The sequence below is a fragment of the Peptoniphilus sp. oral taxon 386 str. F0131 genome (assembly GCF_000090945.1).
In the GTDB taxonomy this organism is placed as follows: domain Bacteria; phylum Bacillota; class Clostridia; order Tissierellales; family Peptoniphilaceae; genus Anaerosphaera; species Anaerosphaera mikwangii.
Window position 1 is genome coordinate 481804 of the sequence record NZ_GL349422.1, and the last position, 14282, is coordinate 496085.

Annotated in this window: 10 protein-coding genes; all 10 read left to right on the plus strand. The window is 31.2% G+C overall.

Annotated elements, in window-relative coordinates; genetic code table 11:
- Positions 1–863: AAA family ATPase (locus HMPREF0629_RS02330; RefSeq protein ID WP_039856482.1), on the plus strand; the 863-nt coding region annotated here is incomplete at its 5' end.
- A 155-nt stretch (positions 864–1018) separates the two neighbouring features.
- Positions 1019–4279 (plus strand): stalk domain-containing protein, encoded by a 3261-nt coding sequence (locus HMPREF0629_RS07635; RefSeq protein WP_009221770.1) that lies wholly within the window; start codon positions 1019–1021, stop codon positions 4277–4279.
- A gap of 197 nt (positions 4280–4476) precedes the next feature.
- Positions 4477–5619, plus strand: a complete 1143-nt coding sequence (locus HMPREF0629_RS02340) for an acyl-CoA dehydrogenase (protein WP_009221771.1) — start codon at positions 4477–4479, stop codon at positions 5617–5619.
- 14 nt (positions 5620–5633) lie between these two features.
- Complete coding sequence (locus HMPREF0629_RS02345) at positions 5634–6428, plus strand: electron transfer flavoprotein subunit beta/FixA family protein (protein ID WP_009221772.1); 795 nt, start codon at positions 5634–5636, stop codon at positions 6426–6428.
- 18 nt (positions 6429–6446) lie between these two features.
- The gene (locus tag HMPREF0629_RS02350; protein WP_009221773.1) at positions 6447–7457 is read left to right on the plus strand and encodes an electron transfer flavoprotein subunit alpha/FixB family protein; all 1011 of its coding nucleotides are present in this window, start codon (positions 6447–6449) and stop codon (positions 7455–7457) included.
- A 178-nt stretch (positions 7458–7635) separates the two neighbouring features.
- Positions 7636–8523, plus strand: coding sequence for a UDP-N-acetylmuramate dehydrogenase (gene murB / locus HMPREF0629_RS02355; protein ID WP_039856484.1), 888 nt, complete (start codon positions 7636–7638; stop codon positions 8521–8523).
- Positions 8523–9368, plus strand: a complete 846-nt coding sequence (gene rapZ / locus HMPREF0629_RS02360) for an RNase adapter RapZ (RefSeq protein ID WP_009221775.1) — start codon at positions 8523–8525, stop codon at positions 9366–9368. The genes murB and rapZ overlap by 1 nt, the downstream gene beginning before the upstream one ends.
- The gene (gene yvcK, locus HMPREF0629_RS02365; protein WP_009221776.1) at positions 9365–10330 is read left to right on the plus strand and encodes a gluconeogenesis factor YvcK family protein; all 966 of its coding nucleotides are present in this window, start codon (positions 9365–9367) and stop codon (positions 10328–10330) included. The genes rapZ and yvcK overlap by 4 nt, the downstream gene beginning before the upstream one ends.
- A gap of 48 nt (positions 10331–10378) precedes the next feature.
- The gene (gene fni / locus HMPREF0629_RS02370) at positions 10379–11401 is read left to right on the plus strand and encodes a type 2 isopentenyl-diphosphate Delta-isomerase (RefSeq protein ID WP_009221777.1); all 1023 of its coding nucleotides are present in this window, start codon (positions 10379–10381) and stop codon (positions 11399–11401) included.
- A 167-nt stretch (positions 11402–11568) separates the two neighbouring features.
- The gene (locus HMPREF0629_RS02375; protein ID WP_009221778.1) at positions 11569–14229 is read left to right on the plus strand and encodes a stalk domain-containing protein; all 2661 of its coding nucleotides are present in this window, start codon (positions 11569–11571) and stop codon (positions 14227–14229) included.
- Positions 14230–14282 lie beyond the last annotated feature (53 nt).

Below are 14282 nucleotides of genomic sequence, written 5' to 3' on the forward strand. Positions count from 1 at the left end.
ATGAAGCGGTGGAGGCAGTATCAAATGCAGTTTTAAGGGCAAGAGCCGGACTGAAGAGTGAAAATAGACCTATAGGTTCATTTATATTTTTAGGACCTACAGGAGTTGGAAAAACAGAAACAGCAAAGGCACTTACAGAAAGTCTTTTTGATGATGAAAGAAATATGATAAGAATTGATATGAGTGAATATATGGAAAAGCATTCAGTATCAAGACTTGTAGGTTCTCCTCCGGGATATGTCGGATATGATGAAGGAGGACAGTTAACAGAGGCAGTTAGAAGAAAACCATATTCGGTAATACTGTTTGATGAAATAGAAAAAGCTCATCCTGATGTATTTAATATATTACTTCAAGTACTCGATGATGGTAGACTTACTGATAATCAAGGTAGGACAGTTGATTTTAAGAATACTGTAATAATTATGACTTCAAATATAGGTTCGTCTTATTTGCTTGAAGGAATAGATGATAAAGGTCAAATAAGAGAAGAAGCAAGACAACTCGTAGAAAATGAAATGAAAATTAAGTTTAGACCTGAGTTTTTAAACAGAATTGATGAGATAGTAATGTTTAAGCCTCTTGATAGAGAACAAATTTATAAAATAATAAAAGTAAATATTTTAGATATTGAAAATAGACTTAAAGAAAGAAATATTAAGATAAAGATAACAGAACAAGCTTTAAATTTAATCTTAAATAAGGCATATAATGTAGTATATGGTGCAAGACCTGTTAAGAGATTTATTCAATCGAATATTGAGACTGAAATATCTAAGATGATTATTAAAGGAGAAATATCTGAAAATAAAACAGTATTCATAGATGTAAAGAATGACGAATTATATCTTTTAGCTGAATAGAATGAAAAAAATAGTCGACAAATTAATTTGTCGACTATTTTTTATTATATAAAGAATATATTTTCAAAATTGTATGATAGTACATATAAAATAAAAAACTGATATTTTTTAAAAGGTATATACTAATAAATGATATTAATTAACGGGAGGTTTAAATGAAACACTTTAGTAAGAAAATTTGTGTGGGGCTTTCATTATTTATGTTCATATCATATTTTGGACCTGTGAGTAATGTTTTTGCGGAGGAAATTGAAAATAATTCAGACAATTTTACAGAAAATGCTGAAGATAAGCTTTTTGAAAATAGAGAATTAAATAGCGCTTATGCAGATGAGAAAAAAATTGATGAAAGCTATGAAACATATGAAAATGTTGACTTTTCTATTTGGAAAGTTGATGATTTTGAGTATGAGGGAACAACCTTAACAGGTTTATCAGATAGTGGAAGATTAAAGATAAGAAAAAATAAAAATCTAATTCTGCCAAATGCAAACCCTGACGGACAATCGATTACTAAGATTGGATATATGGCATTCGGTGCAAAAAAAGCAAAATATGGAAAAGGAATTAAATCTGTAACATTTCCTAATACAATTGAAATTATTGATGAAGATGCTTTTAGTTTTAATGATATTAAAGAAATAAAAATTCCTGCGAGTGTTAGAATTATAGGAAAATATTCTTTTTATGATTGTGAATTATCAAAAATTATATTTGAAGAAAATAGTATATTAGAAAGTATCGAGAAAAAAGCATTTAAACATAATCGACTTTCGGATATAAATATTCCAAATACTTTAAAAGAAATAGGAGAAGAAGCGTTTGAAGATAATCCGGGTTCTTCAGGAGGAAAAGTAATTCTATATCCTATGGATATTACAAAGCCTGTATTAGTAAGTAGTAATGAAAATTATATAGTAAAATCCGGCAATAGTTCTGAACCTATACCGAATGATACTGAGTGGTACAGAGGAAGTGCTGAATGTGTAAGAACAGATGAAGGAAAAGTTAAGCGTTCTTATATAGTAAAAGTTAGAATATCGGTAAAAGATGGTAAAATTTCAATTGTTGAAGACGATGGAACCGAATTTATCGGGAAAGCTTATAAAAATGAGAAATACTATAAGGGAGCATTACCGATATTTGATAGATATAGAGATAAGTCTATAGAACAAATTTTAAATTTTGAGTTGACTAATCCCAGATATGGAGAGGCTCAAAATGAATTGGGCATAGATGTTGTTTCGGGATCGACAGTAAGTAGTAAAACAATTCATAATGCAATCAGAAATGCTATAGGAAAAGTTCCTGCACCGAGTGTTCCTCAAGATGATATTAATAGTGTTAGAGAGACTGCAATTAATGAGATTAATGAATCGGTTGAACAATTAAAATCTATTGTTGAAGAGTTGAAAAACTTAGTTGGTGATTCAAAAAGCAAAATTCAAAATGAAATAGGATATACAAAAGATTCTGTAGATAATTTAAAAATAGAACTTAAAAAAGCTGAAAATCATATAAATCTATGTGATTGTGATAAAATTAAATCTGATACGAAAAATGAAATTGATGCATTGAAAACTATTGAGTTAATAAATGAAAAAAAGAAACAAATTTTAAGTGAAATTTCTTCATTAAAAAGTGAGATAGAAAAAAATAAAATTGATTTAGAAAATGCAGTTTCAAATCTTCAACAAAATTTTGAAAATGATGATTTATATGAGGGAGAAGCTAAATGTCCCAGATTTAAATATTTAATAAAGCTAAAGGTCAGAGTGAGAGATGGAAAAGTAACTTTAGTAGAAGACAACGGAACTAATGTAAAAGGTCAAAATTTAAAGCGTTATAATAGGTCAAAGTCTTTATTTAAATTGTATAAAGATAAGAATAAAGACCAAATTTTAAATTTTGAGTTGACAAAAAAGTCTGAACCTAAAAATGAATTGGGAATTGATGTAGTTTCGGGTGCTACATATAGTAGTAGAGGCATTCATGAAGCTATGAGAGATGCGGTTGGAAAAATTGTTGAAATTAATCCTGAAATTATATTGGCAAAGGAAATATTAAGAGGGTATGTCGATTCAATAAAAGAAAGTGTGCTTAAAGAAGAAGGAATTGGAACAGATAATAACAAAGTAGCAATAGAAGCATTTAACGAGCATATTGAACTTGCAAGAAATTTACTTGCGAAAGAAAATAAAGATATAACTCCGGAAGAATTGGATAAAATGCAAAAAATGCCAACTTTTATTAATTCTGAAGGGAAAAAGCAAAAGGGAAGTTTTGCAAAGCTCGCTAAAGAGATAAAGGCGGATTTTGAAGTTTTAGGAGAAAGATCATATCAAAATAAAGATAATGAAAAATTTTATACTGTAGTAAAAAATGGAGAAATTATAATTAAAACTGCTGTTAGAGATTTAGAACAATCGGGAAATAGAAAATTATATTTAAATTATATAACTGAGACTCAATATAATTCAAAAGGAAAATCTGATGCAGTATCCGGAGCAACTCCAAAGTATGAAAAACAGGAAGTTCCTCTAGAAAATTATACACTTAAAAATAATAATAACGGCACATATACAATTAAAATTGATAAAATACCAAGTGATGCTGTAATATTAAAACCTATAATAAAGGTTGAGCTTGCAAATATGACATCAATAGAAAATGGGGATATGGTATATATTAAATCTAATGACCCGATGCCGGAACCGTTGAAAGAATACAGGGTAAACGTAATAGGAGGGACAGGAAGTGGTCAGTATAAAAAAGGAGATAAAGTTGAAATATCTGCTATAGATCACAGATTTTCATGTTGGGATTCAAATGTAAAATTAGATAATAAATATAATTCAAGCACATTTTTTATAATGCCTGAATATGATGTTTCAATATATGCAATATTAAATGAACGAGATACGAAAGAATATAAGGATAAAACAGAAAGGACAAATTATAAGAATGATGCTACTATTATAAATAATGTCCAAAATAAAAATATAACAAGTATCCTAAAAATAGGCAGTAAGGAAATGACCATAAATAATAACGGAACAATAAAAACAATAACAATGGATGTAGCGCCATATATAAAAAATGATAGGACGATGTTGTCGTTAAGATATGTGGCAGAAGCATTAGGGTATACTGTAACGTGGAATAAAGATACAAGGACAGCAAGTTTTACTGACGGAAAAAATATATGCTTGATACAAATAGATGGAAATGAAATGGTAGTAAATGGCGAAAAGTTTATACTTGATAATAAACCTGAAATAGTAAGTGGAAGAATAATGCTACCTATAGCATCAATAGCAAGAGCATTGGGACTATCTGAGGGAATAGAAGCAATAGATACAAATAAAAATATTATGTGGAATGGAGAAGAAAGAAAAATTACCATTTCTATATAATGATTAACAGATTGAAGAAAAAGTTTTAAGAGTAGCTTTTATTATAAAAGCTACTCTTAAAATTTAATTAAATTAAAGTGTAAATTTAAAAGAATACTTGATTAAATTTTAACAAATGATATAATATTTGTGTATGGTATGTTATAGAATTAACAGTATTATAACTATGAGTAATAAAATGTAAGGGGGATTTTAGAATGGATTTTAGAATGGATAAGGAACACCTTCTATTACAACAAATGTATCGTGCATTCGCAGAAAATGAAGTTAAGCCCGTAGCTCAAGAGACAGATGCAACAGAAAACGTTCCAATGGAAAATGTTAAGAAATTAGCAAGATATGGATTCTTTGGTATTCCATTTCCAAAGGAATATGGTGGACAAGGTGCAGATTATTTAGCATATGCAATGGCAGTTGAAGAGCTTTCTAAGAAATGTGCTACAACAGGTGTTATAGTTTCAGCACATACTTCATTATGTGCAGCTCCAATCTATGAAAATGGTACTGAGGAACAAAAGAAAAAATACTTACCCGATTTACTAAGCGGAAGAAAAATCGGAGCATTCGGATTAACTGAACCGGGTGCAGGAACAGATGCGGCAGGACAACAAACAACAGCTGTTCTTGACGGAGATGAATATATACTTAACGGTACTAAAATTTTTATAACAAATGCAGGATTTGCAGACACATTTATAATAATAGCGATGACTGATAAGTCAAAGGGAACTAGAGGTATCTCGGCTTTTATTGTTGAAAGAGGCACTCCGGGATTTAGAGTTGGAGAACCTGAAGATAAAATGGGAATCAGAGGTTCATCTACTTGTGAATTAATATTTGAAAATTGCAGAATCCCTAAGGAAAATTTACTTGGTCGTGAAGGTAAAGGTTTTGGTATAGCAATGAAGACTCTTGACGGAGGACGTATAGGAATAGCTTCTCAAGCACTTGGTATTGCAGAAGGTGCTATTGATGAAACTGTTGTATATGTAAAGGAAAGAAAGCAATTTGGAAAGAGATTATCTCAATTCCAAAACACTCAATTCCAATTAGCTGATATGAAGGCAAAGACAGATGCTGCTCAATTATTAGTATATAGAGCTGCTGATATGAAATATAATGGTGAAGCATATTCTCATGCTGCTGCAATGGCAAAACTATTTGCTGCTGAAACAGCTTCCGATGTAACAAGACGTTGTCTACAATTATTTGGTGGATACGGATATACAAGAGATTATCCTATTGAAAGAATGATGAGAGATGCTAAAATTACCGAAATTTACGAAGGAACTTCTGAAGTAATGAGAATGGTAATTTCAAATTGGATGGGCGTAAAATAATCGGAGGTAAGGAAATGAAAATAGTTGTTTGTATAAAGCAAGTTCCGGATACTAATGAAGTTAGACTTGATCCTGTAACTAATACACTTATAAGAGACGGAGTTCCAAGTATAATAAATCCGGACGATAAATCAGGCTTAGAGGCTGCTCTTCAAATTAAAGATATGGATCCTGAAAATACTACAGTTACAGTATTATCAATGGGACCTCCACAAGCTGAAGCAGCTCTTAGAGAAGCACTTGCAATGGGTGCTGATGAAGCTATCCTTGTAACAGATAGAGCATTTGGAGGCGCTGATACTTGGGCTACTTCATGCACAATCGCAGGAGCATTAGAACATTTGGAATATGATTTAATAATAACAGGACGTCAAGCAATAGATGGAGATACAGCGCAAGTAGGACCACAAACTGCAGAACACTTAGGGCTTCCTCAAGTAACTTATGCGGAAGATATTAAAATTGATGGAGATAAGGTAATAGTTAAGAGACAATATGAAGACAGATATCACATCATAGAAGTAAAAATGCCATGTGTAATCACAGCTATTGCAGAACTTGGTGCTCCAAGATATATGACAATAGGCAGAATTTTTGATGCTTATAAAAAAGAAATAACTGTTTGGGGCTTAGAGGATATAAAAGATAAGTTAGATTTAGCTAATATAGGACTTAAAGGCTCTCCGACAAAAGTTAAAAAATCTTTCCCAAAACAAGGAAAGGGAGAAGGAGTTCTTTTAACAAATCTTACAGCTGATGAAGCGGCACAAGCAATTGTGGCTAAGCTTCAAGAAAAATATATTATCTAAGTAAGGAGCGTGTGATAAATGAGCAAAGATGTATTTGTATTTATAGAACAAAGAGATAATACGCTACAAAAAGTAGGTATAGAACTTTTAGGTAAGGCAAGAGAGCTTGCTGATGCTCTTGATCAAAAAGTAGTTGCAATGCTTCTTGGAGAAAAGATTAAAGATGAAGCTAATATTTTAATAAAGCATGGAGCAGACAAGGTAATTTATGTTGAAGATCCTATGCTAAAGGAATATGTAACTGAGCCTTATGCGAAAGCAATATTTGAAATTATTAAAGAAAATGATCCTGAAATAGTAATTTATGGAGCAACTTCAATAGGTCGTGATTTAGCACCAAGACTGGCAGCAAGAATCCATACAGGACTTACAGCTGACTGTACAAAGCTTGAAATAGATCCTGAGTCAAAAAATCTTATGATGACTCGTCCTGCATTTGGTGGAAATTTAATGGCTACAATTTTATGTGAAAATCATCGTCCACAAATGGCAACAGTAAGACCCGGCGTAATGCAGTCACTTAGCAGTGATGCTTCAAGAACCGGTGAAGTGGTGGAAAAGAAAATAGAATTTGTTCCTGAAGATATGAACGTCACTGTAAAGGAAATTATAAAGAGCAAATCTAAGAAAAAAGATATTACAGAGGCAAACATTCTTGTATCAGGCGGACGTGGACTTGGCGGACCGGAAGGATTTAAGATGCTTGAAAGTCTTGCAAATACACTTGAAGCTGAAGTTTCATCTTCAAGAGCGGCAGTTGATGCAGGTTGGATAACAAAAGATCGTCAAGTTGGACAAACAGGTAAGACTGTAAGACCTGAATTATATTTTGCATTAGGTATATCAGGAGCTATTCAACATTTAGCAGGTATGGAAGAATCAGACATAATTATAGCAGTAAACAAAACAGAAGATGCACCTATATTTGATGTTGCAACTCTTGGAGTAGTTGGAGATATAAACGCAATAGTTCCAAAACTTACTGAAGCTATTGAAAGAGAAAAAGCTATTAAAGCTGAAATAAATTAATAATTAAAAACGCTTTAACATTGTTTAAAGCGTTTTTTTCAATTATTTGAAATAATTGTCTTTTGATAAAAGATAAAATAAGAACTAATTTTAAAATTAGTTCTTATTTTATTGGACATATATAATTTTGTTATTTGCCAAGAATTTTTGATATAGTATAATATAAATGAGGTGTAAAATGAAAGAATTTGAAAAATATGGAAAGGTTTTGTTAAATGAACCTCTAAAAAAATATACAAGCTTTAGAATTGGAGGCAATGCAAAAGCTGTATTATTACCTGTAGATGAGAATGCACTAATAGATTCAATTAAATTATGTAAAGAAAAAAATATGAATTATATAGTACTTGGTAATTGTACTAATATTTTAGTTGATGATGAAGGATTTGATGGACTTGCAATAATTTTAAAAGGAGTCCTTGATGATATAAGAGTAGATAGAAATATATTAACTGCAAAATCAGGTGCAACATTAAGACAAGTTGCAACAATTGCGATGGAAAATTCTCTTGGAGGGCTTGAATTTGCTCATGGAATACCGGGTTCTGTAGGCGGAGGCGCTATTATGAATGCCGGAGCTTATGATGGAGAACTTAAAGATGTAGTTGAAAGTGTAAGACTTTTAGACGATGAGCTAAATATAATAGAGCTTTCAAATGAAGAAATGCAGTTTTCATATAGAAATAGCATTGCACAGGATAGAGGATATATAATTTTATCTGTGAAATTTAAACTGTTTGAAAAAAATATTGAAGAAATAAAAGAAAAAATGAATGACTTTTATAATAGGCGAAGAGAAAAACAACCCCTTGAATATCCGAGTGCAGGTTCCACATTTAGACGACCTACGGGATATTTTGCAGGGAGGTTGATTGATGATAGTGGACTTAGAGGACTTAAACATGGAGGGGCACAGGTTAGTCAAAAACATTGTGGGTTTGTAATAAATGCAGATAATGCAACGGCAAAAGATGTAAGAGAATTAATAGAAATTGTTCAAAAGACTGTATATGATAAATTTAACGTTGAGCTTAAAAGAGAGGTCAAATATATCGGAGGAAAATAATGGAGATACTTGTAATAACAGGAATGAGCGGAGCCGGAAAATCACAGGCACTAAATATTTTAGAGGATTTAGGATATTTTGCAATGGATAATCTTCCACCGGCACTTATACCTAAATTTGCTGAAATTGCCTCGGTATCAAATTATGTAAATAAGGTATGTGTGGTTGTTGATGTTAGAAGCGGAAAGTTTTTTCAAGATTTTTCATCATCGTTAAATCAGCTTAAGGGTCTGAATATTGATTATAAAGTCATGTTTTTAGATTCAAGTGAAGAAGTAATTATAAATAGATATAAAGAACTTAGAAGACGCCATCCTTTAAATGAGTCAATAGTTAAAGGGTATTCTCTTGAAAGAGAATTGCTAAAAGATATTAAGTCAAATGCAGATTATATAATTGATACTTCAAATTTAAGTACAGCCACTTTAAAAAAGAATATAAGAGATATTTTAAAAATAGATTTTCAAGAGGAACTTAAAATTTCCATAGCTTCATTCGGATTTAAAAATGGAATATTACTTGATGGAGATTTGATATTTGACGTAAGATTTTTGCCTAATCCATATTATATACCGGAGCTTAAAGAGTTGAACGGAAATAATGAAAGTACGAAGAATTATGTTATGAGTCATGAAGTTACAAGGGAATTTATAGACAAATGTGTAGATATGCTTAGATTTCTAATTCCGAATTATTTAAAAGAAGGTAAGAGTGTATTATCGATAGGATTTGGGTGTACCGGAGGATTTCATAGGTCGGTTGTAATTGCAAATGAGATTGGAAGAAGATTAAAATCTCTTGGAAATAATGTAACTATAAATCATAGAGATGTGGGAAAAATATGAAAAATGTAGTTGTAGTAGGCGGAGGAACGGGAATTTCCGCTCTGCTTAGAGGAATTAAAAAATATACTGAAAATTTAACTGCGATTGTAACTATGGCGGATGATGGTGGAGGTTCGGGAAGACTTAGAAGTGAACTGGGTATTTTACCGCCGGGAGATGTAAGAAATTGTCTTTCTGCTCTTGCAAATACAGAGCCGGTTATGGAAAAACTTTTACAATTTAGATTTGACAGCGGAACATTAAAAGGTCAAAACTTTGGAAATATTTTGATTGCAGCTCTTTGTGAAATATATGGAAGTTTTGATACAGCACTTATGCAAATAGAAAATGTACTTAGTATTACAGGAAAGGTAATCCCTGTTACACTTGAAAACATTCATCTGGTTGCGGAGTTCTATAACGGAGATAAATGCATTGGAGAGTCAATGATTCCAAGTATGTCATATAAGCTCGATACAGGAATAAAAAACATGAGTATGTTTCCTAAAATACCGCAGGCTAATCCGAAAGCAACAGATGCAATTTTAGATGCTGATGTTATAATATTCGGACCGGGAAGCTTATATACATCCATAATCCCAAATCTGCTTGTAGAAGATATAGTTGATTCAATAAAAAAATCAGATGCTCAAAAAATATATGTATCGAATATAATGACACAAAAGGGAGAAACTTTAGGATATACACTTGCAGATCATATAAAAGCATTTGAAAAATACAGTTATGAAAATATTTTAGATGCCTGTGTTGTAAATAATATGCAGATAAGTGAAAAATTGCTTAAATACTATTTGATTAGAGATAGAGCAAAAGAAATAAAAATGCTTGAAGAAGATAAAAAGTTTTTAAATTCTAAAAATATAGATATTATACTTGGAGATTTTGTAGAAGAAAACTCTAAATATATTAGACATAGCGGAATTAAAATAGCGGAAGCGTTAAAAAACAGCTCAATCTTGTAATGATTGGCAAAAAATGATATTATTTAGATTGAGATTGGAGTGAATTAGATGAGAAAGTATAGAAAGAGAGAACATGTTGAAAATTATCTTCGTTCAACTTATGTAGGAAATCCATTATTTGAAGATGTTTTTTTATATCATAATTCTTTGCCGGAATGTGATTTTAATGAAATAGATACATCTACTGTGTTTTTAAATAAGAAAGTAGATTTTCCACTTATAATAAATGCGATGACAGGTGGAAGTGAATTTGCTGAGGGAATAAATTTATCTCTTGCAAGAGTGGCAAAGGAATTTAACATTCCAATGGCTGTAGGTTCACAGACAATAGTATTTGAAGATAAAGATGCGAGAAAGTCATTTGAATGTGTAAGAGAAACACTTGGTGATGGAATTGTACTTTCTAATTTAAGTGGTCATGCTACTGTTGATGAGGCAAAATATGCTATTGATATGATAAAAGCAGATGGAATACAAATTCATCTTAATCCTGCACAGGAACTTGCAATGGAAGAAGGAGACAGAGGGTTCAAAGGAATAATTAAAAATATATCTAAAATTGTAGAAGGTGTTGATGTTCCTGTAATTGTGAAAGAGGTAGGATTTGGAATTTCAAAAGATGTAGCGGTAAAGTTATACGATGCAGGAGTAAGATATATTGATGTATCCGGATTTGGCGGTACGAATTTTTTTGAAGTTGAAAATTTAAGAGTGCCAAGTAATGATTTATCTGAATTATATGGCTGGGGCATTCCAACTGCAATGAGTCTTATAGAAGTAAATTCACTTGGATATAAAGATCTTAATATGATAAGTTCCGGAGGAATTAAAAATTCACTTGAATTGGTAAAGAGTATTGTACTCGGAGCATCAATGACGGCAATAAGTGGAGAAATATTAACTTATTTAATTCATGGTGGATATGAATATACAATGCAATATATTTCAAATATAATATATAAGTCAAAAGTAACTATGCTTTTGACAGGAGCAAAAAATATATCTGAGCTTAGCAGAGTAAATTATAGAGTAACAGGAAAACTTAGAGAACTTGTAGATTATGATAAATAAAATTATGCACCTTAGCTTTTAGCTAAGGTGTTTTTTTATATATAGATTAAAATTATTGTTATTTTAATTATAAATTATAATTACATGATAATATTTTTTAAATTGATTAAATAGGTAAGTTATGATACTTTATCTATATATCATATTAATTAAGGAGATGATTTTTTGTGAACAGTAAACTACATAAAATAATTGCTATTTTATTAATGAGCATTATTATTTTGGGTGATGTATCACCGGTTATTGCGTTGGAAGAAGCGTGGACTTATAAAATGGAAACATCGGAAGCCGAGATAATAAAAAATCCTAACTATGATTATTATTTAAATCACAGAGATGAATTTAAGTACGGTTATGTTCCTCCAAAAACTTTATTTCCGGTTGCAGAACCTGTAAGCGGCAGAAGAAGTAAGAGAGATATTCCGGTTCCTGAAAAATATGACGCAAGAGATGCTGAGCTGATTTCTCCTGTTAAAAATCAAAATTCTACCGGAACTTGTTGGGCTCATGCATCCATGTCATCCGTTGAAACTGCACTTAAAAAGTCTGGTTATGGAGATTTTTGTGATTTTTCAGAATTGCATTTAGTACATAATACAAATAAGTCAACTAATTTACAAGATGGAGGAAATATTCCGTTTGCGATGTCATATTTCTCCAGATTAAACGGGCCTAAATTTGAAAAAGATTTTCCGAGTACAGATTCTGTTTCCGATGATGAAGTGAAAGTATTACCGGGGCATACTATAATGGAAGATTTTAGTAAGAAATTGGCTGAAAAGCAAGTTGGAGATATGATAGTAATAAATAAATCTGAAATAAAAAAGTTTGTCATGGAATATGGAGCTGTAATTGGAAGTTATCATCATGATGAATCCGGATTTATTAAAGATTCAAATGGGATTGTTGATAAGACAAGATACCATTTGAAAAAAAGTGAGTCAAATCACGCTGTAACAATCATAGGCTGGGATGACAATAAGAAAATAACTGATGAAGTAGTAGGCGCTTATTTAATAAAAAACAGTTGGGGTACAAATTTTGGCGACAATGGATATTTTTGGGTTTCTTATGAAACATTTCCCGAAAATGTTGATGGAAAACAAAGTAATTATTATGTACTAACAGATGTCAGAGATAAAGTGGCGGATAACGTATATCAATATGATGAATATGGAGTAGCAGGATTTGACGGATTTAAAACATTAAAAACTTTTATTTTTGCAAATGAATTTGACAAGCAATCTGCTAAAGATGAGATTATAACAGATATTGCTTTTTATAATTGTAATGCTAAAAATACAGAGTTTACAGTATATATTGTTGAGCGCGATGATTGGAAATCAAAAAAACCTTCAAATTTAAGTGAGGAGGATAAAGTAGCAACTGGGAATATAACTCATTCAGGATATTACACTGTTACTCTTGAAAATCCAAGGTATATAACAAAAAATAAATTTGTAATTATTATGAAATTAGAAACAGATACGGAAGGCGTATATGCAGGGTTGGCAGCGACAGATACAGGGGAAGACAAAAAGCCTAAAAATAAAAAGTCATATTACTGGACCGGCATGTCATTTAACGAAGCTATAGGTTGTATGTCTCTTAATGCCTATTCAAAAATAGTATCAGAAGAAGAATATACAATTACAATAAACAGTTCAGAAAACGGAAGTGTAAAAGCAAATAAATATAAGGCGAAAAAAGGTGAAGAAATAACTTTAACAATAGAACCTAAAGAAGATTATGAGCTTGATAAAATAGAAGTAAAAAAAGATGACGAAGAAATAATTTTAACTTCAGATAACAAGTTTATAATGCCTGAAGGTAATACAATAATAACGGCAAAATTTAAGGAAAAACCTGCAGAAGAATATACAGTTACAATAACAAATGACGGCAATGGAAATGCAAGTGCTGATATTCAAAAAGGAAAAACGGGAACAGAAGTTACTCTTTCCGCCACTGCAAATCCGGGATACAAATTTAAAGAATGGCAAGTAATAAACGGTGATGTTACTGTTTCAAATAATAAATTTAACATTGGAAATAAAGATGTAGAAATTAAAGCTGTCTTTGAAAAAATTTCACCAAATTCTGAAACGGTAAAAATTATATTTGACTCCAACGGAGGAAGCTTTGTGCCTACACAAAGCATTGAAAAAAATACAAAAGCAATAAGACCGACAGACCCAATAAGATTTGGATACACATTCATGGGTTGGTATAGAAAATTTAATCAAGAAGAATTATTTAACTTTAATGAGAAAATTAACGAAGATACCATTTTAATTGCAAAATGGGAAAAGAACTATAACATAACACCGGATCCTTATTACTCTAAGTCTAATACTTGGAAAACCATTAATGCAACACAGATAACGAAAACAGAAGAGAAAAAAACAGAAATTAAACAGATAGAACTAAAAACAACTATAAAAATAGGATCAAAGACATTAGAAAAATCCATAAATGGAAAATCAGTTTCTATTCAAATGGACGTGGCTCCATATATAGAAAACGGAAGAACAATGCTTCCGGTAAGATTTGTAGCAGAAACCCTTGGATTTGAAGTAGAATGGAATAACAATACAAGAACAGTAATACTGAAAAATAAAGATAATACAGTTGAGTTGCCGGTGGGAACAAATAAAATAATAGTAAACAGTGTTGAATACACATCAGATGTAAAAACTGTTATAAAAGATGACAGAACATTTCTTCCTGTGGCAAATATAGCAAGGGTACTTGGAATGAAAGATGGCAAGGATGTAGTTTGGGATGAATTGACAAAAGAGGTTACGATTATTAAAAAGTTAAAGTAAAAAATCCCGCGTTTAACGCGGGGTTTTCTGCAAAATTAGTTATTGTAGACAAA